Source organism: Streptomyces sp. S3(2020), assembly GCF_013044505.1.
Lineage (GTDB): Bacteria > Actinomycetota > Actinomycetes > Streptomycetales > Streptomycetaceae > Streptomyces.
Genome location: NZ_JABERD010000142.1, coordinates 1 through 24,855, shown reverse-complemented (window position 1 = coordinate 24,855; position 24,855 = coordinate 1). Strand labels below are relative to the sequence as shown.

Below are 24,855 nucleotides of genomic sequence, written 5' to 3'. Positions count from 1 at the left end.
TTGTTGTTGGGCATGCAGAGCGCGTCATACGAGGTGGTCAGGGGGCGTGTGGGCTGGGAGATGGGGATAGGGGCCGGGGCGGGGGCGGGCGCATCGGATCCGGCATCTGAAGTGGCGTGCGCCGGGTGAGGGGCGGCTCGTGCCGCTGCCGGGCGTGAACACGGTGCGTAGTCAATTGCGAAGGCTGATGGGTGCCTGGTGCGGCCCGTTCCGCAACGCCTGGTGGTGGCCTACCAGTACGAGGAGATCGCGGTGCTGATTCGGTGCTGACTCGAACGCCGGTTCCTAGCCAAAACCGCAGGTCGTAGCTCTGTTCGGATGGGTGGTCGTACCACTCGATGGTCGTGCCGATGAGGCTGGCGGCGACGATGCGCTTCAGGTTGTTCGGCGTTGGCGGAGCGGTTGCTGCGGAGGCCATGTGCGCCACTTCCTCGTGTGCGGTGGGGACGGGTGGGTGTCGGAACACCGTAGGAATCCGCAAGTCAGGCGCACATGTGGTGGGACAACATACTTCGGGGCCGGGGTGTAAGCGTGGCCTCCACGTCAGGGCCGCGCCCCGGAGAGGGAGCGCGGCCGGCGATGCGGGATCAGCTGATGCAGACCAGCCCGAGCAGGCAGAGGCCCGAGGACGAGGAGGACTCGGACGGTGTGGGGGTCGCCGACGAGGTGTCCGTGCTCGACGAGGTGTCGGTGCCGTCTGTCGCGGTGGGCGTGGGGGAAGCCGAGGTCTGCGTGGCCGTGTCCGTGGTGTCGGACACCGTGGAGGTGGCCGCGGACTCGGCGGAGTTCACCGTCGTGGTCAGCGAGTCGGCGAGGGTGTCCGGCTGGTCCGCCTCGGTCGTCGGCGTGGCCTGCGGTGTGGTGGCCGTCTGCTCGTGCGGCGCGTTCGCCGTGGACGAGCGGTTCGTGGACGAGCTCTCCTGGGACCGGGTCGTCCCGGTGGGCGTCGAGGAGGCCGGCACCGGCACCGTCACCTCGTCCTCCGCGATGCCCATGGCTTCCCTGTCCGGTGCGGCGGCCGCCTGTGTGCGGTCCGTGGACTGGCGGTCCATGGAGGCGACGGTCAGACCGCCGCCGACCAGGGCGACCGCGGTGGCGACCAGGGCCCTGCGCTGGGTCTTCTTCCAGCGTTCCCGCTGGCGCCGCCGTGCCGCCCGGCCCAGCGGCGCGGGGGCCTCCGAGCCGTCGTACAGGTGCTCCTGCGGTGCCTCACCGGCTTCCTCGGTACCCGGATCCCTGTCGTGCCACAGATGGCTCGGGGGCTGCCACGCTTCCGTCACCGTCTCGGGGGCCGGTGAGGGCGTTCGCACGGCGAGGGGGGCGATGTCCGGGGCGTAGGCGCCGCACCCCGGGCACACCAGGGCGCCGTTGAGGTGCCGGCGGCATGTGGAGCAGTAGTCCATCTGCGGTCTTCCTGTGTTCACTTTTCGCACGGGGGAGCGAGTCGCGAGCAAAGGTAGCGACGCTTTCGGAGGGGTGTGTGCAGCCTGTGTGACGTCCCTGCGCAGATGTGACCGGGGCGTGATCGCATAACGGCACATCAGGGAAGGGCGAAGCGGCTGGGCGTCACCGGCCGGCGGCTCGACCCCCGGCTAAGCCTGCTGCCGGCGCACCATCTCGGCGATCCAGACCGGTGCGAACGGGGACGTGCAGCCGGGAGAGGTCGGGTAGTCCTTGAGCACCTGAAGGCGCTCGCCGATGTCGAGGGCGCGGGCGCGGTGCTCGGGGTGGTCGATGCCGATCTGGGCGAGGCAGTGGTTCATCGCCCATTGGAGGCGGTCCGGGGCGTCCTTCATGTCCGCCTCGATGACGTCGAGCAAGCCCGGGAGATCGAGGCCCTCGGGCCTTTTCGTGACGCGTTCGACGGTCAGTGCCCAGCCGGCGCTCGCGACCACGGGATCCGGATCGGCGGACCAGGCCAGGCGCAGTTCCTCGGCGTGCGGGTTCTTCTTCACCACGTAGTTCACGAGCCAGTCGTGCACCTTGGGTGTGCGTGCCGTGCGCAGCATGGTGTCCAGCTCGTCACGCTCGAACGCCTTCGGCCGGCAGACCAGGGTCGCCAGGAGCTTCGCCGCGGTGTCGTCCGTCGCCCAGAGGCGGCGCGCGAGGTCCTGCTGCGTCTTGAGCCGCTTCGCGAGGGCGCGCAGCTTGCCGAGGTTCACACCGTGATCGTCACCGTGTCGCTCGTTGACCACGCGTGCCTTCGGGTCCTCCAGCCCGGCCAGCTCGGCCATCACCTCGTCCACCGTCGTCCCCGTCACCTCGGCCTCCTGTCCGTCGTGGGCGGGATTCAGCCTACGAGGGAACACGAGGGAAGTCGTCCGAGGGCGGCCCTGCTCGTACACTCGGGGGCGATGATGGTCAAAAGCCGACAGCGGATCCCCGAGATCCCCTTCGCCGCCCCGGCCGGCACTCCTGCCGGGGTCGAGGTCATGTCGTTGGCCGAACTGCGAAGGCGCGTACCGCAGGACGTTCTCTCCCGGCCGCAGCGTCCCGACTTCCATCACCTGCTCACCCTCACCGCGGGCGAGCTCCACCACACCGTGGACTTCACCGGGCACACCCTGCGGCCGGGCTCCTGGCTGTGGGTGCGCCCGGGGCAGGTGCAGCAGTGGGGTGACCTCACCAGGGCCGAGGGCACGATGGTCCTGTTCCGGCAGGACGCCCTGGACGCGGCCACGGCAACGGCCGCCCGCCTCGACGACCCGCACGCACCGGCCCTCAGCACCCCCGTCGCCGAGGACGCCGAGGCCCTCGACCTGGCCGCGGAGCACCTGAGCCGGGAGTTCCAGGCACTCGGCCACCTGCCCCTCGAAGTGCACGTGGCGGCCCTGCGGCACCTCCTGGCCGTCCTCGTGCTGCGGCTGGCCCATCTCACGGTCCCGGAAGGCACCCCCGCGCCGGTTCCCGACGAGACGTACCTCCGCTTCCGCGACGCGGTCGAACGGCACTTCGTCCGCACCCGGCGGGTCGAGGACTACGCCGACCTGCTCGGGTACTCCGCCCGCACCCTCGCGCGGGCCACCCTCAACACCGCCGGAGTCGGCGCCAAGGAGTTCGTCGACCGCCGGGTCGTACTGGAGGCCAAGCGGCTCCTGGCACACAGCGACCGCACCGCGGCCCAGATCTCCGACCGGCTCGGCTTCGCCAACGCCTCCCAGTTCAACAAGTACTTCACGCACCGGGTCGGCGAGTCACCGATCGACTTCCGCGACGCGGTGCGTGGGCGCACCGGTCAGCAGGCGTCCAGGGCGCGCCGGTAGGCCGTCTCGTCGGCGGCGCCGAAGACGGTGAACACGATCCGGTCGAACCGTCCGGGGTGGGCATGCAGCCAGTCGGCGACGGTGCGCAGGGCGACCGGGGCGGCCTCGTCCCCGGGGTAGCCGAAGACGCCGGTGCTCACCGCGCAGAAGGCGAGGGTCCGGATGGTGTCCACCTCGGCGGCGAGGTCCAGACAGGCACGGTAGGAGGAGGCCAGCGCCTCCGCGTCACCCGGGCCCGGCCGACCGTCGACCACCGGGCCGACGGTGTGCAGGACGTACCGGGCCGGCAGGTGATAGGCCCGGGTGATCTTCGCGGTACCGGTCGGCTCGGGGGATCCCTGCAACGCCATGACGGTGGCGCAGTCGTCCCGGAGGCGGGGCCCGGCGGCGTGATGGACGGCGTTGTCGACGCAGGCGTGGAGAGGTCGGAAGCAGCCGAGCAGGGCGCTGTTGGCGGCGTTGACGATCGCGTCCGCGGCAAGGGTGGTGATGTCGCCCCGCCAGAGCGTGAACGGCAACTCGCCGGAAACCGTCGGCAGTCGGTGTGCCGACACGGCCGGCCGCACGGCGCGCTCCGCGCCCAGGACCGCGTCCACCGCCTCCGCCGCACCGTCGGGCAGCGGGCCGGGAGCGCGGACCGTCAACAGCGCCCGCAGCACCCCGCGGGCCGCCGTGTCGTCCAACGCCGCGAGGTCCGGCAGGCCGAGCCGTGCCGCGGCGCGCTCGGCGGCGAGCCGTCCGAGCGCCGAGCGCACCCACTCGTCCAGCCGGTCGGCGGGTGCCGCGGGCACCGTCGGGCGGAAGGGTTCGTCCAGCGCGATCGCGGCACGGTAGGCGGCCAGCGGCAACATCGGGCTTCCTTGTCAGCGGGGCGGCATCCCGCGCACGACGTCGGCGACGCTCGTGGCGGGGCGGCCGGTGAGGCGGGGAACGGCATCGCTGACGCCGTCGAGCTGACCCGCCGCGATGGCCGTGTACGTGGACACCCAGGCGTCGAGCTCCCACCGCGGGGCACCGTAGGAGGCACGGGACGCGTACGCCTCCTCGATCGTCTCCGGGTGGTAGGTGACCGTACGTCCCCGCACCTCGGACAGCACGGCCGCGGCCTCGGCCAGCGACAGGGACTCCGGTCCGGTCAGGTCGTAGACCGCGCCCGCGTGCTCGGCCGGCCGGTCTAGGACCGCGGCGGCCGCGTCGGCGATGTCGCCCTGGGCGACGAACGCGGCCCGCCCCTGCCCCGCCGGACCGCGGATCACACCGTCGGCACCGGCCAGATCGGGCACGAACTCGGCGTAGAAGTTGTCCCGCAGGAACGTGTACGCCAACCCGGTGGCCCGGATGTGCTCCTCGGTGTGGAAATGGTCCCGGGCCAGGGTGAACACGGCGTCGGGTGCCGCACCGAAGAAGGAGACGTACACCAGATGCCGTACGCCGGCCTCGACGACGGCGTCCACGAAGGCCCGGTGCTGGGAGAGCCGGTCGGCGCTCTCGGAGGCCGACACCATGAACACCGTCTCCGCGCCGGTCAGGGCGCTCACGACGGCGTCGTGGTCGTCGTAGCCGCCTCGCACGGGTGTCGCCCCGGGGAGCCGCGGCGCCCGCTCGAGGCTGCGCACCAGCAGCCGCTGCGGTACGTCCCGCTCGGCCAGGCGGCGGGCGACGCGTCCGCCGAGGCGGCCCGTGGCTCCGGTCACCACCACTGTCGACTCGGACATGGTCCAGATCACTTCCTCACACGGTCAGCGCGTTCAGGAGCCCGTCCGCCCCGGACGGCACGGACAGGGCACGGGTTCCGAGGTCGGCGGGGACGTCCGCATGGACGGGGTTGACCCGCACCAGGCGCGCCCCGGGGGTGTGGCGTACGAGATTCTCCATCGGCCACCGGATCACGCCCGGGGTATTGAATCCGGCACCGAACTCCAGGACGAGCAGCCGGGCATCGCCGGGCGCGTCGCCGAGCCAGCGCGACAGCCGCTCCCCGGCCGGCAGATAGGCGCCGTCGACGAACTCGGGGCCCACGCGCACGTTGGGGAAGACCTCGGCGCCGCAGCGGGGGCAGACGGGCAGGGCTGCCGGGTCGGTCACCCGGCCCGTGCCGGTGTCGTACGCGGTGCGGATCCGGTCGAGGAAGGGCCGGGAGTCCCAGGTCTCCTGGGTGCACGGCACGGTGCACTGGAGCCGGCCGTAGTCGCCCTGCGGAGTGAAGATCCGGTCCGCGTCGAAGCCGTTGCGGGCGAAGAGCGCGTCGACGTTGGACGTCAGCACCCAGTGGTCGCGGTCCCCGACCAGTGAACGCAGCTCCCGGTAGAGGGGGTTGGGCTCGGTGCCGAAGCGGATGTCGTCGATGTGGACGGCCCAGTAGCCCCACATCATGTCGGCCGGCAGCGGCACGCCCAGCAGGTAGCGGGAGCGCAGCCCGAGCCGGTACAGCGCCGGGAGGAGCTGTCGGAACCGTTCTTCGTCGCCGTAGTCGTATCCGGCCGCCGCGCTCAGCCCGGCGCCGGCCGTGACCAGTACGCGGTCGGCCTCGTCGAGCCAGGTACGGACCGTGTCCGTCTCCCGCATGGCCTCCTCCTCCGGCTGGGTGTCCCGGCCCTGTGGCGACGGCCGGCGGCCGCAGCGGATCGGTCGAAGCGGATCGGTCGAAGCGGATCGGCCGAATCCCAACGTAGGAGGAGGAAGCGCACGCGGCGGAGCCGGATCACGACTCCTGATGGTCAGAATCCGACAGGTTACTCCCCGGAGGGTGCGGTGAGCGGGACACCCAGGGCCACCGGAGTACCGAAATTGGGTGTGCCGTCCGCGTTCCAGGTGAACTTCTGGGCCCGGGTGGTCCGGTTCATGTCGCAGCCGCCACTGGTGGAGTTGTTGGCGTGGTACACGATCCAGTCCTCGGTGCCGTCGGGCGACTTGAAGAAGCCGTTGTGGCCGGGGCCGTACACGCCGTTGGCGTTGGACCGCTGGAAGACCGGGTTCGGGGACTTGACCCAGGAAGCGGAGTTCAGCGGGTCACCGCCGTTGTAGGTGAGCATGCCCAGCTTGTAGTCGGGTGTGGAGCAGTGGCTGGCGGAGTAGACGATGAACGTCTTCCCGTTCCGCTGGAGGACCTCCGCGCCCTCGTTGACCGCGCCGCCCACGGTCTCCCAGCTGTAGGTCGGGGTGGACAGGATCCGGCGGGTGCCGCTCGCGGTCCAGGGGGTCGACAGCGGGCGGATGAACATCGGCTGCGAGCCGTTGTAGAAGGTGCCCAACAGGTAGAGCTGGCCGTTGAGTTGGAGGATTCCCGGGTCCAGCTCCCAGGTGTTGTCCTGGGTCGGGTCGAGCAGGTCCGCCTTGAAGCTGTACGGCCCCATCGGGTCGAGGCCGGCGCTCTCCAGGACGTGGATGCGCTGGGTGCCCAGGTCGTACGGCTCCCGTCCGGCCGTGTAGTAGAAGTACCACCGCTTGCCGTTCGGGCCGTCGAGCAGATGGAACTCGGGCGCCCACATCGTGCCCGCCCCGTTGGGCCGGGTCAGGTTGAAGATCACCTGGTCGGTGGCGGTGGCGAGACCGGCGAGGGTGTCGGCCTTGCGCATGGTGATCGTCGAGTTCCAGGTGGTCGTGGCGAGGTAGTAGTACCCGTCGTAGTACGTCAGCCAGGGGTCCGGGCCGTGCTGGGAGAGCGGGTTGGTGAAGGTGCCCGGTGTGGTGCCGCCGCCGGTGAAGCCGGGCAGCCGCCACACCCTGCCGTTGGCGGTGGAGCACGGCAGTTGCACCAGGTTGGTGTTGGAGGCCGACGAACCACCGCTCGGGGCCACGCACTTGCCGGATCCGACGGAGACCAGGTTGAACGTCCTGTCGGTCCCGGAGACCGTCACCGGGACGACCCGCCACCGCTGGTTGGCGCCGTTGTGGCAGGGCCACTGGATGATCGCGGCGTTGTCCGCGGTGGACGCGCCGTACACGTCGACGCACTGACCGGACTGGGTGGTGACGGTGTACGTGTCAGTGGTCCCGGAGACGGGGGAGTAGACGAGGTTCTGGTTGGCGCCGGAGGAGCAGGTGAAGGCGCGCAGTTGGGTTCCCGCCGTCGGCGAACTGCCAGGCAGGTCGAGGCAGTTGCCGCCGGTCTGGTTCACGGCCGTCGAGGTGAAGGTGACGGCGGCGGACGCGGGTGGTGCGACGAGGAGGGCCGCCGCCAGGGCGAGCAGCGCGAGGAGGAGTCTGGTTCTGGTCACGGGCCGTACACCTTTGCTTCGAGGAGACCGACGGAGTTGGTGCCGTTGCTCGTGAGCAGCACCCGGAGCCGCGTGGTGCTCGTGGCGGTGAACGTGACGGTGTTGTACTGGTTCTTGGTCAGCGTGTACGCGCTCGCGCCGGGCACGTCGACGTAGGAACCGCCGTTCCAGTACTGGAGCTTCCAGGCGGACGGCATGTCGATGCCCTGGTCGTCGTCGAAGAAGTAGATCTCCGCCTTGTCCAGGTTCTTCGCCGCGGGCCAGGTCAGCTCGGCCCACTGCTGGCCGGTCTCCGGCCAGGTTCCCCAACGAGGGTTCACGGTGTCGTTGGAGGAGGGCGGGTCGATGCCGTCGTTGACCGCGGTGACGGTCTCCCAGGGGGAGGTGTACGACGCGGTCGCGGTGGCCGATCCGGCCTGGTTGGCCGGTGGTTGGACGCCGCCCCGGTTGAACACCTTCACCTCGGTCAGGCCCGTCTTGGCGCCGGAGGCGTTGGTCGCCAGGACCCGGACGCGCTGGGCGCTGACCGCAGGGAAGGTCACCAGGTTGTAGTTGGCGCGGGGAGCCGCCGGACTCTTGGTCTGACTCGGGACGTTCACCCATGAACTGCCGTTGTAGTACTGGATGTTGTACGCGGACGGGGCCCGATAGGTGGTGCTCGCGGGTCTGCTGTCCTTGAAGTACAGGCGCACCTCGTTGAGTGTGCGGGCGGTGCCGAGGTTCAGCTCGTACCAGTCCTGGCTGTTGGGCGAGCCGCCCGCGCCCCAGAAGGGCTCGTTGACGGGGTAGCCGTCGACCGCGCCGGCGGTGGTGCTGCCGGACCCGGTGTGGGAGGCGGACACGGTCGCGCCGGAGGCGAGGTTGGTCAGGTCGGCGGTGAGGTCGACGCCGGCCTTGGCGAGCATGTCGACCATCCGGGGACTGCTCTGCACGACCTGGTTGGGTGCCTTCAGACCGGAGACGGCCGTGTGGTGGGTGACCGTCCCGTTCGTGGTCACGTCACCCGTGGCCGGGTCCCAGGTGAAGGGCACCAGGGTGCTGACGGTGGCGGCCCGGCTGCCGTTGACGTAGATCGAGTAGCCCTCCGGGATGCCCGGGTAGCGGACCACGCCGTCGGCCGGGTCGTCCCAGACGACCGACAGGTCGGCGCCCCGGTAGCGGAGGTTGTTGACGGTGAAGTGGGACCAGCCGATGTCGATGGGGGAGAGCTCGACCTTGGCGTCATTGCGCGGCCGCAGCCCCGCGACGTCCTCGATCACGGTCCAGTTGCCGCTGCCCAGGATGTTGTGGTGGATCCAGGAGCGGTAGTCGATGGAGCTGCCGTTCCAGTCGGCCCAGAACTCGTTGGCGTCGGGCCACTGGGTGTTGCCGCCGATGTACTGCGCCCAGGTGTTCCAGTACAGGAGCTTCTTGTAGTCGGTCGCGTTCATCCAGGAGTTGGGGTAGTTGCGCAGCACCGAGGAGTAGAGCCGGAACTGGACGGTGGAGTTGATGGTGGAGAAGTTGTTGGAGCCGGGGTTCCCGGCGTCGGCCGCGGCCTGCTTGTCGACCTGGTTGGCCGTGTAGAAGGGGAAGACCGGGTACTGGGCCGGATCGTCGTACAGGCGCAACGCCTGCCGGTAGGTGGCCGTGTTGGGCACCGCGCCGACCGAGAACGGGTAGTAGTTGTTGATCTCCTTCCAGGGCACCCACTCGTTCGTCGACTTCAACCGATGCTCGAACAGCTGCCGGTTCGGGTTCCACAGCACGTTGACGATCGCGTCCTTGATCTGGGTCGCGAGCGTACGCATCTCGGTGGCCTTCGCCGTGTTGCCGATCGCCTCGTACGCCTGGGCCGCGGCGAGCGCGCCGCTGTACTGGTAGGCGGACTCGGCGCGGTCCATGTTGCCGGGCTTCCAGTGGAAGGAGACGGCGTCGGCGTCATTGCCGGTCAGGGCGCCCCAGTCGTACTCGATCAGCTTGTTGTTGTCGTGGTCGTAGTAGGCGAGCTGCCCCTTGACGTCGCCCTCGGCGTAGCGGGCCAGGTTGGCGGCGATGCCGGGCTGGCCGCCGTGGATCTGGTAGCTCTTCCAGGCCGCCTCGGCGATGTACTGGGTGTAGCTGTTGGACCAGTTCTCCGGGTCGCCCGGGTTGTCGAGGAACCGGCCGTTCTTGGAGACCTGGCCGACGCTCAGCCAGTCCCCGTACGCGTAGGACGGGTCGCGCAGGTACTTGAGGTCGTCGATGTGCATCGGCTGGGTCAGCGCGATCGCGTTGTTGTAGCCGAGGACGCCCTCGGTGGAGGTCGGGAACTGGAAGGTCTGCCCGGGGATGTCGGCGTCGAGGTTGTTGAAGCGCATCAGCCACCAGCGGTAGTAGATGTTCTTCTTGATCGCCGGTTCGGGCACGTCGATGTAGGGCACGTTCTGCGCCCACCACTGGTTGTAGGCCCGGACATGGGTCGCGAAGGCGGTGGCGTTGGAGTAGCCCGCGTAGGCGTTGTACTCCGTGAGCGAGGCCGGGATCTCGTCGGTGACGAAGCCCATCACGACCTTCGCGGTCGCGGTGGCTCCGGCCGCGATGGTCACCGAGCGGTTGAGGCCGCCGCTGGAGACGGCGAAGCCGTCGCCGGTGAGGCGTGGGCGCAGGGTGGTCAGGTTGTTGTACGCGTTGACCTGGCCGGTCAGCTCGCCGCCGCTGCCGGTGGTGGCGTACGGCGACGTCGCCCGCAGCTGGAGGGTGGTGGAGCCGCTGCCGTTGTTCTTGATCGACAGGTTCGTCACCGCGACGTTGTTGTCGGTGATGAACTTGGTCTGGGTGACCTCGATCGAGCCCCCGGTGTGGACGCTTCTCCAGTGGCTCGGCACCTGCCGGCGCTGGGAGACCTGTTCGGTGAAGGTGCCCGGGTTGATCGCGACGCTGTAGGCGTTCTGGTTGTTGACGCTCTCCCAGTAGGCCACGTTGCCGCCGAAGCCGAGCACCGCGGGGTTGTGGGTCTTCATGAACAGCGCGCGCCCCCGGCTCATCAGCCAGGGGCCGGCCGGGTCGTCGCCGGAGCGGGCCAGCAGACGGTCCATCCAGAAGTCGGTGCCCGAACTCTCGGCGTCGTAGATCGCCTTCATCATGTCGCCGGGCGTGTGGGCGACGGGCGGGGCCGGGATCGCGGGCCCGTTGAAGGTGGGGAAACCGATGGTCTGGGCGGCGCGAGCGGGGGTGGCGGTGAGGACGGAACAGGCGAGGAGCGCCAGGACGATCAGGAGGCGCTGTAAGACGGGCTCGGTTCGTCTTCGCATCGGAGGCTCCCCTTGGCGGAAAAGACCTAAAAGGTTTTCGCAACGTAGGAGCGAGCTGATGGAGTGTCAAGGAAGCTCGGAGAGGCTTGAGTTGGCGGACCGTGCGGTTCAGGACAGTGGGGCTGCCCTGAGGACAGTGGGGCTGTTCTCAGGACAGCGGGGCCGTCGTGCCCCGGATCACCACCCGGCACGGGAGCGCCTCCACCCCGGAGTGCGCCGCGCCGCCGATCGCGCCGAACAGCGCCTGTGCCGCCGCCCGGCCGACCTGCTCCAGATTCATGTCGACGCTGGTGAGCAGCGGGCGTGAACCGGAGGTGAGGACCTGCCAGTTGTCGAAGCCCATGACCGCCACGTCCTCCGGCACCCGGTGCCCGCGCTCGCGCAGCACGTCCATGACGCCCCGCGCGATCTGATCACTGCCGCACAGCACCGCGTCCACATCCGGATGCCGGTCGAGGAGCAGCGCCGTGGCCGCCCGCCCCCACCCCTCCGACCAGGCCCCGAACCGGGGCTCGCCGACCGGGACGACACCGGCGTCCGCGAGCGCGGCCCGCGCGCCCTCGACCCGGTCGTGCGCGGCGGCGTAGCCGGGGTCCCCGGTGATGTGGGCGATCCTGGTGCGGCCGCAGGCCAGCAGATGCTGCACCGCGATCCGGCCCGCGTCGACGTTGTCCGGGACGATGGACAGATCCGCCGGGTCGTCCGACGGCGCGTACGCGTAGACCACGGGAACGGCCAGGTCACGGCCGAGTGAGGGCCGCGGATCGGTCCGGCTGCCCACGACGATGAGGCCGTCCACCCGGCGGCCGAGCAGTGCGCGGACATGGTGCTGCTCACGGATCGCGTCCCCCCGGGCGTCGCACAGGAACACCGCCACCTCGCCCGCCCCGAAGGCGTCCTCGGCGCCCATCAGTATCGGGATGCTGAAGCGGCCCTCCAGATCGCTGGTGAGCAGACCCACCGTCCCGGTCCGCCCGGCGAGCAGACCGCGGGCCAGCTGGTTGGGGCGGAACGACAGCCGCTCGGCGGCCTCGATCACCCGCTGCCGGGTCTCGGCGCGCACCTGGCTGCGCCCGTTGAGGGCCTTGGAGGCGGTGGCGACCGACACCCCCGCCAGCCGGGCGACATCGCTGAGGGTGGCGGTGTGCGAACGAGCGGGGCCGGTGGCTGGTGTCATGTGTGTCTCCTGTCTCGCGGCACGTGGTCTCGCAGCACGTGCGTAAACCGTACGCGACAACTTTCGGCATGCACCTGAAACTCCGTTCGTACGCGAGGGATTGACGGGCTTTCAGCTCGGCTCTAGCTTGGCGAAAGCCTTTTCGGCCTGTTTCTTCCCGGTGCTCGTCGCGGAGGGAGATCGTCATGGGGAGCCCCATCGGATCGCACGGCCGCGTCCGCCGTCTCGTCACGGCCGCGGTCCTTCTCACCAGCCTGGGACTGGCCACCGCATGCGGGTCGGGCGACGGCGACTCGGACGACGGGGGCGGAGGGGGAGGGGGCGCGGCGGCGAAGGTCACCGGCGTCGACGACGGCGCCGAGCTGACGATGTGGACGCGCGCGGCGACCCGGCCGCAGAGCGAGGCCCTCGTCAAGGCGTACAACGCGAGCCACAAGAACCAGATCAAGCTCACCGTCATCCCCACCGACGACTACCAGGCCAAGGTCGGTGCCGCCGCCGGTTCCAAGGACCTGCCCGACCTGTTCGCCTCGGACGTCGTGTTCGTCCCCAACTACACCAGCAGCGGCCTCTTCACCGACATCACCGACCGCATCGACGCCCTGCCCTTCGCCGACGAACTGGCCCAGTCGCACATCAAGGCCGGTACGTACGAGGACAAGAAGTACGTCGTGCCGCACACCCTCGACCTCTCGGTCCTCTTCTACAACAAGGACCTCTACCGCAAGGCGAAGCTCGACCCCGAGAAGCCGCCCACCACCCTGGCGGAGTGGGACGAGCAGGCCCGCGCCGTGGACAAGCTCGGCGGTGGCGTCAACGGCACGTTCTTCGGCGGCAATTGCGGCGGCTGCGGCGTCTTCACCTGGTGGCCGTCGATCTGGGCCGCCGGGGACGAGGTGATGAACGCGGACGGCACCGCGGCGACGCTCGCCTCCGCCACCGCGAAGAAGGTCTACGACACCTACCGCGGCTGGGTCGACGACGACATCGTGGCCCCCGGCGCCCGCGACGAGACGGGCGCCACCTGGACCGGGCTGTTCCCCAAGGGACAGATCGGCGTGATGCCGATGCCGTCGACCACCCTCGGTCTGATGCCGAAGAACCTCGACCTCGGTGTCGCCCCCATCCCCGGCCCCGACGGCGGCAAGGCCACCTTCGTCGGCGGTGACGCCATCGGCATCTCCGCCACCAGCAAGTCGGCCGACCAGGCCTGGAACTTCCTCGCCTGGTCCGTGGGCGACAAGGCACAGGTCGACGTGGTCGCCGCGCACAAGGACGTGGTGGCACGCACCGACCTCGCGTCCAACAAGTACTCGGACGCGGACCCGCGCCTGGTCACCATCAACGAGCTCGTGTCCGACGGCCACACCCCGTACGCGCTGAAGTTCGGCCAGACCTTCAACGACCCCAACGGGCCCTGGCTGACCATGATGCGCGACGCCGTCTTCGGCGACGGGAGCTCGGTCGACAAGGACAACGACGCGGTGAGCGCCTCGCTGGCGGACTGAGCCCACCGAGTGCGGACCGCGTCGTCTGGAGGGCACCGCGTCGCCCGAGCCGACCGACAGGAGAGCCATGCAGGTGAAGGCGCCCGACCGAGCGGCGGCCGAACACCGGGTACGGCCGGCGCGTCCGGCACACCGACCTCGTACGACCAGGTCCCTGTGGCGCTCCCGCACGGTCCAGGGACTCGGATACGCGGCTCCCACCGCCGTGTTCGTCGCCGTCCTCTTCGTGTGGCCCCTGCTCCTGGTCGGCCGGATGTCCCTGAACGACTGGCCGCTCCTCGCGGGCGACCAGGGCCGCAACGCCCCCGAGAACTACACCGACATCACCGACAGCCCCCTGTTCTGGCCCGCCGTCCGCTTCACCCTCCTCTACACCGTGATCGTCACCGTCGTCCTCCTCGCACTCGCGCTCCTGCTGGCCCTGCTGGTCCAGGAGTCCCGCCCCGGCGCCGGCTTCTTCCGCACCGTCTACTTCCTGCCCGGCGCCCTCGGAATGGCCTCCGCCTCCCTGCTGTTCTGGGGCCTGTACAGCCCGACCACCGGACCGGTCAGCAGCACCCTCGAACACCTCGGACTGGTCGACGGGCCGGTGTCCTTCCTCGGCACCTCGACCAACGCCCTGCTGTCGACGGTGTTCCTGGTGGTCTGGAAGTTCGCCGGGTTCTACATGCTGATCCTGCTCGTGGGACTCCAGCGCATCCCCCACGAGCTGTACGAGGCGGCCCGGATGGACGGCGCGAGCCGCGGCCAGATCTTCCGCCGCATCACCCTGCCGCTGCTGCGCCCGTCGCTCGCCCTGTCCCTCCTGCTGTGTGTAACCGGATCACTGCTCGCCTTCGACCAGTTCTTCGTCCTCACCAAGGGCGGCCCGGACAACAGCACCGTCACCATCGTGCAGTTGATCTACCGCGAGGCGTTCCAGCGGCTCGACCTCGGCACCGCGGCCGCCCTGTCGATCATCGTGCTGGGGGCGCTGCTGCTGCTCAACGCCCTTCAGTTCCGCGGCCTGCACCGCTCCGACGAGTCGTAGGAAGGGGGACCCGCCATGCTCAACCGAGCCCAAGTCCTCGTCCGGACGCCGTACTACGTCGTCGCCGGAGGCCTGGCCGTCATCTTCCTGTTCCCCCTGGTCTGGAACGCCTGGGCCTCGGTCAGTGAACAGCCCGGCACCGCACAGGACTCCGGCTACGGCCTCGGCAACTACCGCATGCTGCTCGACTACGACGCCGGCCTGTGGCAGTACCTCCTCAACAGCACCGTCGTCTCGGGGCTCACCGTGGCCCTGACCCTCGGGGTGTCCCTGCTCGGCGGCTACGCCTTCGCCCGCTTCGAGTTCCCCGGCAAGAACCTGCTGTTCCTGCTGACCCTGGCCATCCTCATGGTCCCGTACGCCACCCTCCTCATCCCCCTCTACGTGCTGCTCGGCAGACTCCACCTCCAGAACTCGCTGATCGGGCTCAGCCTGGTGCTGGCCCTGTTCCAACTGCCCTTCGCCACCTTCATGATGCGGATCTCCTTCGAATCGGTACCGCGCGAACTGGAGGAGTCGGCCCTCGTCGACGGCTGCGGCACCGCGGGCGCCCTGCGCAGGGTTCTGCTCCCCGCGGTGCGACCGGGGCTGATCACCGTGGGACTGTTCGCCTTCCTCGCCGCCTGGAACGACTTCATCGCACCCCTGATCCTCATCTCCGACAGCGAGAAGGCGCCCCTGCCGCTGGCCGTGGCCAATCTGCGGCAACAGAGCATGGGCGCGGTCGACTACGGCGCCACGGAGGCGGGCGTGGTGGTGCTCGCCGTGCCCTGTCTCCTCGTCTTCCTGCTGCTGCAACGGCATTACGTGCGCGGATTCATGTCAGGTGCCCTGAAAGGATGATGCGTTGAAGTCGAACCAGTCGAAGGGGAACACCGATCCCGTCGCACCCGTGACACCGAGCCGTGGCCGCCTGCGGCCACTCGGCCTCGACGAGGTCCGGATCACCGGCGGCTTCTGGGCCCGGCGCCGGGAGGTCAACACCACCGCCACCATCGAGCACTGCCGCGACTGGATGGAACGCGTCGGCTGGACCGGCAACTTCCGCGCCCCCGTGGCGGCCCGGCGCGGCCGGGAGTTCGCCGACTCCGACGTCTACAAACTGCTCGAAGCCATGAGCTGGGCAGGCACCGGGTCCGACCCGATCACCGAGGCGATCGCCACCGCCCAGGAACCCGACGGCTATCTCAACACCAACTTCGGGCGCCCCGGCCAGCAGCCCCGCTACAGCGACCTCGAATGGGGCCACGAGCTGTACTGCTACGGGCACTTGATCCAGGCGGGCGTGGCCCAGGCCCGGGCGAGCGGTGAGGGCGAGCTGACGAAGATCGCCCGCCGTGCCGCCGACCATGTGTGCGCCCTCTTCGACGCGAAGGGCAACCAGGGTGTCTGCGGGCATCCGGTGATCGAGACGGCCCTGGTCGAACTGGCCCGGCTGACCGGCGAGCAGCGCTACCTCGACCAGGCCGCGCTGTTCGTCGACCGCAGGGGTCAAGGCACCCTGGAAGACGGTGAGTTCGGCCGGGCCTACTACCAGGACGACATGCCGGTGCGGAAGGCGACCGTGCTGCGCGGCCACGCCGTCCGGGCTCTCTACCTCGCGTCCGGTGCCGTCGACGTGGCCGTGGAGACCGGGGACGAGGATCTGCTCGCCGCCGTCGTACGGCAGTGGGAGACGGCGGTCGCCCGGCGTACCTATCTGACCGGCGGCATGGGCTCGCACCACCGCGACGAGTCCTTCGGCGACGACTTCGTCCTCCCGCCCGACCGCGCCTACTCCGAGACCTGCGCCGCCGTCGCCTCGGTCATGCTCAGCTGGCGCCTCCTCCTCGCCACCGGCGAGCCACGCTTCGCCGATCTGGCCGAGCGGACCCTGTTCAACGTGGTCGCGGCCTCCCCGGCCGAGGACGGCCGGTCCTTCTTCTACTCCAACACCCTGCACCGGCGCCGCCGCGGCTTCGTGCCCGCGGCCGACGTCCAGGTCCCGCGCGCCGAATCGAGCCTGCGCGCCCCCTGGTTCGCGGTGTCCTGCTGCCCGCCCAACGTGGCACGGACCCTGGCCCTGCTGCCCGGCTACCTGGCGACGACCGACGACCACGGCATCCAGCTCCACCAGTACGCCGACGCCGAGATCAGCACCGGCGGCATCGCGCTGCGGATCCGTACCGACTACCCCACGGACGGGCGCGTGACCGTCACGGTCGACCGGACCCCCGCCCACCCGTGGACCCTGTCGCTGCGCGTCCCCGCATGGGCGGAGGGCGCCACCGCGTGGCTGGCAGGCCCGGACGGGGACCGCCGTGCGGTCACCCCGGGCACGGCCGAGGTCACCCGTGTCTTCCGGCCCGGTGACGAGACCGTCCTCGAACTGCCCGTACTGCCGCGCTGGCTCGGACCCGACCCGCGCGTCGACGCGATCCGCGGCACGGCCGCCGTCCAGCGCGGGCCGCTGGTGTACTGCGCCGAATCCGTGGACCTGCCGGACGACCGCGACGTCGACGCGGTACGGGTGGACCCGTCCGCCCCGCCGGAGGGGAGGGCGGACGGGTCCGTGGTCGTCGCGGGGGAGCTCGGCGCCCAGGCCGACGAAGCCTGGCCGTACCGGCCGTTCGAGGCCCCGCAGACGGCCGGCGCCGGCACGGGCATCGTCCTGGTCCCCTACCACTCCTGGGCGAACCGGGGGCCCTCGACGATGCGCGTGTGGTTGCCGGCCGTGGACTCAGCGCCGACCGTGGACTCAGCGCCGTAGGAGCGTGAGGCGGTACGTCGTCGTCCGGGACCCGTCCTCGCTGGTCACGGTGACCACGGCGTGTCCACGGCCGCGCTCGACGTCGACCGTCGCATAGGGGTCGCGGGCCGTCGCCGTGACCACGGCACGGGCCGGATCGGCGGTCCGGACCCGGTAGTCGCCGGTGTCGGGGGCGAAGTCCGCGACCGGCACGCCGTTGACCTCGATCGACGCGGCGGCCGCGTCCGAGGAGACACCGGGAGCCTTGGCGTACACCTCGACCTCGCTCATCGTGATGTAGCCGCCGGACCGGGCGGTCATGACCAGCCGCACCCCGGTCGCCGGGCCCGCCTCGATCGGCACGTCGACCACCGGTGTGCCCTCGGTCCCGACCGTGATCTCCTCGCTCGCGTCGACCCAGACGCCGTCCGTCGCCCGGCGCACCTGCGCCTTGAGGCTCGCGGGGAAGGAGACGTTGCTCCCGTCCCGGTAGAAGTGCGCCACCACCCGGTCGAGGTCGCGAGCCGTCGGGAGGGCGAAGGTGATCGTGTCGGACGGGTTCTTGGTGCCGGACCGCCAGTTGGACCAGCCCTTGTCGGAGGTGTCGCCGTTGCGCAGGCGCTCGGCGGAGTAGCCGCTCTCGGTGTAGGTCGCCGCGACCGTCACGCCGGCGTCCGACGCGATGTCGGTACTCGTCGGCTCGGTGACCTGCACGCGTACGGACGCGTCGACCGTGCCGCCGTCCACGACCTGTGCGGTACCGCGCAGGGTCACCACGCCGGCCTCGGCGAACGCCCCCTCGGGCGCCGCGTCCCAGGTCACCGGCAGGTCGGTCCGGCCTCCGTGCGCGCCGACGCCGACGACCGTGTCCGGCAGTCCGGGACTGCCGCCGACGTAGGTCTTGGCGCGGCCGGGCACCGTCGAGGCGATGGTGTCGACGGTGACGACCGCCCTGGCGCGGATCTCCCGGCCGAGCGGATCGGTCGCCGTGCCCCTGACCCGTACCGTGCCCGGATCGGCCCACGCGTCGTCCGACGGCGGGTCCCACACGACCGGCAGCGCGCCCCGGGCCCCGTCCCGGTACACCGGCGTCACCGTTTCCGGGAGGGTGGGCGCCAGGCCGGGCACGGTGAAGACCTCGGCCTTCTCGGTGCGTCGCACGGTCTCGTCGCTCACCGTCCAGCGCTGGTTCGCCCCTGAAGTGGGGGTGTACGTCGACACCTTGGCGCCGTCGGCCGAGGACTGCCCGGAGACGTCGAGGAGACGGCCCGTCGCCGCGTTGACGAAGGTCCAGGTGTCGTCACCGGTCGTCGACATGATCCACTGCGCGGCCTCGTCGTCCGAGGGATCCTCCAGGACGGCCTGGTTCTCGCGTACGGCGAGCCGCTTGCCGCTGGTGGCGCTGGTGAGGGCGTAGCGCTCGCGGTGGTCGGTGCCGGGCGTCAACTGGCTTACGGACCAGAGCTGTTGGGCGCTGCTCGCGTCGTTCGTGCGGATGACGACGCCGGTGCCGTCGTCCGAGGGGGCGAGCGACTTGCCGCTCTGTGTGCCCTTGAGCCGGTAGACGTGGTCCGGCTGGACGAGTGCGGCGTCCTTCGCGACCCCGCTGACGCCCTTGACGAGGAAGCTGGTGACCGACTTGGCGGGGACGGTGAGGGTGGCCGAACGGTCGGTGACACGGACCGGTGCGCCCTGGACGAGGGCGCCGTCGGTGCTGGTCACCACGGGGGTGACGGTGGCGCCTTGAGTGACCTTCCCGAAGCGGGACAGGTCGAGGGTCACGGAACGCGCGGTCGTACCGCCGTTGACGTGCACCACGGTCGCGGAGCGGCCCGAGCTGGCGACGGCGGCGACGCTGGAGGTGTCGTCGACCTTGACGAAGCGGTCGCCGGGGCGGATGTAGTGGGTGAAGTTCCGGATGGTGTGGAACTTCGAGTTGGCCCGGATCGGGCAGCTCTCCAGGGTGTCCTCGGCGGTGCAGTCGAACGGGACATGGATGCTGCCCCAGTTCTTGCCGGCGGCGGCCTGCGGGACGGCGTCCTCGATGGGCTGCCAGAACACCCAGGCGGAGGGCTCCAGTTCACGCATGTCGTCGACCATGCGGGTGGCGATGCCGAGCCCCGGCTCCATGCTGGTGAAGTCGGTGCCGGTGCCCCAGGTGCCCTCCACCTCGCTCATCCACAGCTTCTTGTCCGCGCCCTTGGCGATGTCGCGGGCACTGGTGCGCTGGCCCGTGCCGTAGGTGTGCACGTTGAGCTGGTCGACGGCGGCCCGGGCGTCGGCGGAGTAGGCGTTCCAGTTCGTGGTGAAGATGCCGGGGTTGGTCTCGTCCATGGCGGAGACCTGGGCCTTCGTCGTCGCGCCCTCAAGGGCCTTGCCGAGGGCGAGGATCACCTTCTGCTGGAGGGCGGGCCCGGCGTGGGCGCCTTCCTGCCGCCCGCCGGTGGGCTGACCGTCGGTGCCCAACTGGGTGCCCCAGTAGGAGGTGTTGGGCTCGTTCAGCGGGTCGATGGTGTCGAAGGTGATGCCGTGTTCCTTCTCCATCTCCTCCGACACGCGCACGAGGTAGGCGGCGAAGTCGTCGACGCGGTCGGCGCGGATCTGGTCGGTACCGGAGTCGAATCCGCCGGAGACGTATCCGCTGACCGTCTGGAACCAGGGCGGCGAGTTGCTGAACGCCTCCCACGTGGTGACCTTGTCCTTGATCTGGTCGACCCACCACCGCTGGTTCGCGTCGGCGTCCCAGTCCCAGTGGTCGGGATTGTTCGGGTCCCACCAGTCCATGTCCTTCTGGGTGGTTCCGTCGGGCGCCTTCCAGAAGCCCTCCATCGTCGCGCCCGTCTTCATGTAGTCCTTGCGGACGTCGGGGGCGTTGCCGCCGCCGATGTTGTAGCGCGCGATGTTGAGGGCCAGCCCTTCCTCGCCGAACAGCATGTCGACGAGCTGTCTTCGGATCGGCTCCGGATAACCGCCCGTGGCGTTGGCGAACCAGACGAGACTCGTCCCCCAGCCCTCGAACTCCTGCTGCTGGTACGACGGATCGACCCGTACCGTCACCGAGCTGAGCGGTGCCGTGTCCGCGGCGACGGCGGGGACGGCGGTGACGAGTCCTGCGGCGAGCGAGAGAGGGACGAGTGGCGTCAGCGCGCGGACGGTGCGGCGTCGGCGAGTGGACACGGAACTCCCTTCCGGGACACGAAGAGTCACAGAATCAATCACAAGCGATCACATTCAAGGCATGCTCGACGACGGATATGAACACGTCAAGACAGCGCGCATGCGGTGAGCCGATCAGGTCAAGCGTCCCGGACTCTTGACTCGTAACTCGCCAGTAGCGATCCTCGTCGAACAGATTGCGCCGGTCATGACAAACTCATGGCCGCCGACCGAGGGGCGTGGTATCGACCATGACTCGATGTTCGTATCGCAGACGGAAAGACGTGACCGTCGTTTCGCTGCTCCTCTTCGTGCTGGCCATCGCCCTTGGCCCCACGCCGAGTTCGGCGGCCGCGAGCGACTGGTGGAACCCGAGCGCGCGCCCCGCGCCGGACTCCCAGATCAACGTGACCGGCGAGCCGTTCACCGGCACCGACTCGGCGGGTGAGGTACGCGGGTTCGTCGACGCGCACAACCACCTGTTCTCCAACGAGGCCTTCGGCGGCCGGCTGATCTGCGGCAAGGTGTTCTCCACCGCGGGCGTCGCCGACGCGCTCAAGGACTGCCCCGAGCACTACCCGGACGGCACGCTCGCGATCTTCGACTACATCACCCACGGCGGCGACGGCAAGCACGACCCGGTCGGCTGGCCGACGTTCAAGGACTGGCCGGCGTACGACTCGATGACCCATCAGGCCAACTACTACGCCTGGATCGAACGCGCCTGGCGCGGCGGGCAGCGGGTGCTCGTCAACGACCTCGTCACCAACGGTGTGATCTGCTCCGTGTACCCGTTCAAGGACCGCAGCTGTGACGAGATGACCTCGATCCGGCTCCAGGCCAAGCTCACGTACCAGCTCCAGGACTACGTCGACGCCATGTACGGCGGCGCGGGCAAGGGCTGGTTCCGGATCGTCACCGACAGCGCGCAGGCCCGCCAGGTCATCCAGCAGGGCAAGCTCGCGGTGATCCTGGGCGTCGAGACCTCCGAGCCGTTCGGCTGCAAGCAGATCCTCGACATCGCGCAGTGCAGCAAGGCGGACATCGACAAGGGGCTCGACGAGCTCTACGACCTCGGTGTGCGCAGCATGTTCCTGTGCCACAAGTTCGACAACGCCCTGTGCGGCGTCCGCTTCGACGAGGGCGGCCTCGGAACGGCCATCAACGTGGGGCAGTTCCTGTCGACCGGCACCTTCTGGAAGACCGAGAAGTGCACGGGCCCCCAGCACGACAACCCCATCGGCACGGCCGCGTCCGAGGCGGAGGCGGACCTGCCGGCAGGTACTGATGTCCCGGAGTACGACGAGAACGCCCAGTGCAACGTCCGCGGGCTCACCGACCTCGGTGAGTACGCCGTCGAGGGCATGATGAAGCGCAAGATGATGCTCGAGATCGACCATATGAGCGTCAAGGCCACCGGCCAGGTCCTCGACATGTTCGAGGCCGCCTCCTACCCCGGCGTGCTCTCCTCGCACAGCTGGATGGACCTCAACTGGACCGAGCGGGTCTACTCCCTCGGCGGTTTCGTCGCCCAGTACATGCACGGCTCCGAGGGCTTCAGCGCGGAGGCCGAGCGGACCGACGCGCTGCGCGCCAAGTACGACGTGGGCTACGGCTACGGCACCGACTTCAACGGCATCGGCGACCATCCCGCCCCGCGCGGCGCCGACGCCACGAACAAGGTGACGTACCCCTTCAAGAGCGTCGACGGCGGCTCCGTCATCGACAAGCAGACCGTCGGCTCACGCACCTTCGACTTCAACACGGACGGCGGCGCCAACGTCGGCCTGATCCCCGACTGGATCGAGGACATCCGGCTCGTCGGCGGGCAGGACGTGGTGGACGACCTGTTCCGCGGCGCCGAGTCCTACCTCGACACCTGGGGCGCCTCCGAGCAGCACCAGGCCGGCGTCAACCTGGCCAAGGGGCGTACCGCGACGGCGAGTTCGTCCGAGTCCAACCCGTTCACCAGCTACCAGCCGGGCCGGGCCGTGGACGGCGACAGCGGCAGCCGCTGGGCCAGCGACTGGAGCGACGACCAGTGGTGGCAGGTCGACCTCGGCACCACCAACCTGGTCTCGCGCGTGACGCTCGACTGGGAGCGCGCCTACGGGAAGTCGTACCGCGTCGAACTCTCCACGGACGGCACCACCTGGCAGACCGCCTGGTCCACCACCTCCGGCGACGGCGGCCTCGACACGGCCAAGTTCACCGGCACACCGGCCCGTTACGTCCGTGTCCACGGCCTCGACCGCGGCACCGACTGGGGATACTCGCTCTACGAGGTCGGCGTGAACAGCGCCTGACGAGCACGGGGGAGTCGCACATGGCACGGATGCCGTCGGCCCAGCGGCGTCGGCAGCTGACGGAAGCGGCGATCAGGGCGATGGCCCGGGACGGCGTGGCGAAGACCACGACCCGGTCCATCGCCGCCGAGGCGGGCGTCTCCCTGAGCGTCTTCCACTACTGCTTCGACTCCAAGCAGGAACTGATCGAGGCCGTCATCACCACCATCACCGACCACTACGTGACCATCGTGAAGGAGGCACTCAAGCCCCGGGAGACCCTGGAGGAGACCGTCCGGGCCGGCTTCCAGGCGTACTGGGACCATGTGCGCGCCCACCCCGACGAGCACATGCTCACCTACGAACTCACCCAGTACGCCCTGCGCGAGCCGGGGTTCGAGCAGCTGGCGCGGCGGCAGTACGAACTGTACGGAGAGCTCTACACCGAGCTCATCGAGCAGCTGCGCCAGGACAACGACCTCCGACTCCGGGTGCCCGTCTCCGTGTTGGCCCGCTATCTGGCCGCCATGACCGACGGGCTCACCCTCAACTACCTGGTGCTCGGCGACGAGGAGGCCTGGACCGACATCCTCGACACCGTCACCGCCCATGTCGCGGGGCTGGTGACGGCCGAAGGCTAGGCCTGGAGCGGATTGGACCGCGCCGCCGCCAGCAGGTACCAGGCGGTGGCGCCGGTGTGCCGGTACGGGTAGTAGCCGAACCCGAAACCGGTGTCGAGCGGGCTGCTCGCCGACACCACTCCGGACCTGGCGGCCACCGCCCCGCCGCCGAAGGTCTGGCCGGCGCCCAGCAGGTCCTGGGCCCGCTCGATGGAGGCGATCAGGCGCCGGGCGCGCTTCTCGTCCCCGGAGCCCCGGCGGTGGCGCAGGGCGAGCGCCAGGTGTGCCGTCCCCTCGAACCACACACCGTTGCGGTCCGGCTTGGGCTGGCCGTCGGCGATGGGGGCGCCCTCGTTCGCCAGCAGGCTCGCGGAACTGAACGTGACGCCCTCGTAGGACTGGCCCGCGGGGACCGTGCTGTTGGGGCGCTCGGGCGTGTCCAGGACGGCCAGTTCGGTGGCGGCCCAGTCCAACGAGCGCTCGTACACCGGGGAGTCGAGGGCGAGATGCGTCCAGGTCTGGGTGTCCTCGGGGATCGGTGACGTGTTGATCGTCACGCCGTCGTTGGTGCCGGTGTAGAAGAAGCCCCCGTCCGGCTCCCACATCCGCCGGACGAACGCCCCGGCGACCGCACGCCGTTCCCGCCACACCCGGTCCCCGGTGAGCCGGGCGAGCTGACCGAACAGGCCGATCAGGTCGGTGTTGTGCTCGGTCGAGGTGAACGGCAGCCTCTGGTTCGCCCCGTCGACCCCGAACTTGAAACCGCCGAGCGGCTCGTCCGTGCGCCCGGTGCGGTCGATCCACTCGCCGATCCGCACGGCACCGGTGAGGAAGCGGCGCTCCCCGGTCCGCCGGGCCAGCGCGGCGAGGGCGATGCCGGCCCAGGCCATGTCGCCCACGGCGGTCCCCGTGAAGCCGAACTGCCAGCCGATGTTGGCCTTTCCGTCCGCCCGCACGAACCCGTCGGGCTGGAGGGTGCCGTCGTAGAAGGTGTACGGCCCCACGTTGTAGGCCTGGCGCAGACGGCCGTCGTCGTGGTCCGGGTCGTTGGCCTGTGCGTACAGGAGCGCGTCGCCGAGTGCCGTCGCACGGGATCTGCCGTCCCCGGTGTCGCAGGCCAGGTTCGCCAGGACCGCGAGTGCGTTGTCGTAGGTGAACGCGGTGCTGAACAGGCCTGCCTGGTCGGTGTAGCTCTGGGCGAGCCGGATCGTGCCGTGGTCGGGGTAGGCGTCCATGGCGGCGGCGAGGAACGCCCGCGCCCGGTTCGGGGCGGAGGAGGCGGAGGAAGCAGCGGACGCGGAGGAGGCCGCGGCCCGGTCCGCGGCGCGGGCGGTGCCCGAACCGGTGGCGAGGAGGACCGCGGCACCGAGTCCGGTTCCGATGAGTGCGCGGCGATGGAACGCGGGGCGGCCTTGGCTGCCGGTCATGGGTCTCCTCGGATCGAAGGGGCGGGCGCGCTTGAGAGCGCTCTCAGGAGTGCGCGCTCATTCTGCTGTCGCCTCAGGTCCGGGTCAACGGCTGGGAAGGGCGAAGCAGTTGGGGGCGTCAGCTGCGAGGGCCGTCGCTGTTCGGGGGACGGGAGGCTCCGGGCGCCAGGGG

The 24,855-nt window shown here is 70.1% G+C and carries 17 protein-coding genes; 7 read left to right on the top strand and 10 right to left on the bottom strand.

Going from position 1 to position 24,855, the window contains the following annotated elements:
* Nucleotides 1-587: 587 nt before the first annotated feature.
* Together HLK59_RS33820 and HLK59_RS33815 are read right to left on the bottom strand one after the other, a co-directional pair.
* Complete coding sequence (locus HLK59_RS33820; protein ID WP_171145408.1) at nt 588-1,424, bottom strand: hypothetical protein; 837 nt, start codon at nt 1,422-1,424, stop codon at nt 588-590.
* A gap of 168 nt (nt 1,425-1,592) precedes the next feature.
* On the bottom strand, nt 1,593-2,234 hold the full coding sequence (locus tag HLK59_RS33815) for a DNA alkylation repair protein (protein WP_171145409.1): 642 nt from the start codon (nt 2,232-2,234) through the stop codon (nt 1,593-1,595).
* 120 nt (nt 2,235-2,354) lie between these two features.
* Between HLK59_RS33815 and HLK59_RS33810 the strand changes: the two genes are divergently transcribed.
* On the top strand, nt 2,355-3,263 hold the full coding sequence (locus HLK59_RS33810) for a helix-turn-helix transcriptional regulator (protein ID WP_171145407.1): 909 nt from the start codon (nt 2,355-2,357) through the stop codon (nt 3,261-3,263).
* Here HLK59_RS33810 and HLK59_RS33805 read toward each other — a convergent pair.
* From HLK59_RS33805 to HLK59_RS33780, 6 genes are all read right to left on the bottom strand, one after another.
* Nucleotides 3,236-4,114: a protein-ADP-ribose hydrolase gene (locus HLK59_RS33805; RefSeq protein WP_171145406.1), complete on the bottom strand. Its 879-nt coding sequence runs from the start codon at nt 4,112-4,114 to the stop codon at nt 3,236-3,238. The two genes, HLK59_RS33810 and HLK59_RS33805, sit on opposite strands and share 28 nt — an antisense overlap.
* Before the next feature lie 12 nt (nt 4,115-4,126).
* Nucleotides 4,127-4,978 (bottom strand): SDR family oxidoreductase, encoded by an 852-nt coding sequence (locus HLK59_RS33800; protein WP_171145405.1) that lies wholly within the window; start codon nt 4,976-4,978, stop codon nt 4,127-4,129.
* Nucleotides 4,979-4,994: 16 nt separating this feature from the next.
* Nucleotides 4,995-5,828 carry an NAD-dependent protein deacetylase of SIR2 family gene (locus HLK59_RS33795; RefSeq protein ID WP_171145404.1) on the bottom strand — a complete coding sequence of 278 codons (834 nt, stop codon included), beginning with the start codon at nt 5,826-5,828 and terminating at the stop codon, nt 4,995-4,997.
* Between the two features lie 167 nt (nt 5,829-5,995).
* Nucleotides 5,996-7,480, bottom strand: coding sequence for a family 43 glycosylhydrolase (locus HLK59_RS33790; protein ID WP_171145403.1), 1,485 nt, complete (start codon nt 7,478-7,480; stop codon nt 5,996-5,998).
* Nucleotides 7,477-10,752: a discoidin domain-containing protein gene (locus tag HLK59_RS33785; protein ID WP_171145402.1), complete on the bottom strand. Its 3,276-nt coding sequence runs from the start codon at nt 10,750-10,752 to the stop codon at nt 7,477-7,479. The genes HLK59_RS33790 and HLK59_RS33785 overlap by 4 nt, the downstream gene beginning before the upstream one ends.
* 148 nt (nt 10,753-10,900) lie before the next feature.
* A complete protein-coding gene (locus HLK59_RS33780) occupies nt 10,901-11,929 on the bottom strand; it encodes a LacI family DNA-binding transcriptional regulator (RefSeq protein WP_171145401.1) in 1,029 nt (342 codons plus the stop codon).
* Nucleotides 11,930-12,114: 185 nt separating this feature from the next.
* Between HLK59_RS33780 and HLK59_RS33775 the strand changes: the two genes are divergently transcribed.
* The 4 genes from HLK59_RS33775 to HLK59_RS33760 all read left to right on the top strand — a co-directional run bounded on the left by HLK59_RS33775 (nt 12,115) and on the right by HLK59_RS33760 (nt 17,216).
* Entirely contained in the window at nt 12,115-13,437 is a 1,323-nt protein-coding gene (locus HLK59_RS33775) for a sugar ABC transporter substrate-binding protein (RefSeq protein ID WP_171145400.1), read from the top strand.
* A gap of 67 nt (nt 13,438-13,504) precedes the next feature.
* Nucleotides 13,505-14,467 carry a sugar ABC transporter permease gene (locus HLK59_RS33770; protein ID WP_171145399.1) on the top strand — a complete coding sequence of 321 codons (963 nt, stop codon included), beginning with the start codon at nt 13,505-13,507 and terminating at the stop codon, nt 14,465-14,467.
* A gap of 15 nt (nt 14,468-14,482) precedes the next feature.
* The gene (locus tag HLK59_RS33765) at nt 14,483-15,310 is read left to right on the top strand and encodes a carbohydrate ABC transporter permease (protein ID WP_171145398.1); all 828 of its coding nucleotides are present in this window, start codon (nt 14,483-14,485) and stop codon (nt 15,308-15,310) included.
* A 4-nt stretch (nt 15,311-15,314) separates the two neighbouring features.
* On the top strand, nt 15,315-17,216 hold the full coding sequence (locus tag HLK59_RS33760) for a beta-L-arabinofuranosidase domain-containing protein (RefSeq protein ID WP_171145397.1): 1,902 nt from the start codon (nt 15,315-15,317) through the stop codon (nt 17,214-17,216).
* Here HLK59_RS33760 and HLK59_RS33755 read toward each other — a convergent pair.
* Nucleotides 17,205-20,372, bottom strand: coding sequence for an RICIN domain-containing protein (locus HLK59_RS33755; protein WP_171145396.1), 3,168 nt, complete (start codon nt 20,370-20,372; stop codon nt 17,205-17,207). The genes HLK59_RS33760 and HLK59_RS33755 overlap by 12 nt on opposite strands.
* 230 nt (nt 20,373-20,602) lie before the next feature.
* Here HLK59_RS33755 and HLK59_RS33750 point away from each other — a divergent pair, with 230 nt between their 5' ends.
* Entirely contained in the window at nt 20,603-22,657 is a 2,055-nt protein-coding gene (locus tag HLK59_RS33750; RefSeq protein ID WP_171145395.1) for a discoidin domain-containing protein, read from the top strand.
* A 20-nt stretch (nt 22,658-22,677) separates the two neighbouring features.
* Nucleotides 22,678-23,277 (top strand): TetR/AcrR family transcriptional regulator, encoded by a 600-nt coding sequence (locus HLK59_RS33745; protein ID WP_171145394.1) that lies wholly within the window; start codon nt 22,678-22,680, stop codon nt 23,275-23,277.
* On the opposite strand, the gene HLK59_RS33740 is transcribed toward HLK59_RS33745, so the two are convergent.
* Complete coding sequence (locus HLK59_RS33740; protein ID WP_171145393.1) at nt 23,274-24,683, bottom strand: Tat pathway signal sequence domain protein; 1,410 nt, start codon at nt 24,681-24,683, stop codon at nt 23,274-23,276. The two genes, HLK59_RS33745 and HLK59_RS33740, sit on opposite strands and share 4 nt — an antisense overlap.
* Nucleotides 24,684-24,855: the final 172 nt, after the last annotated feature.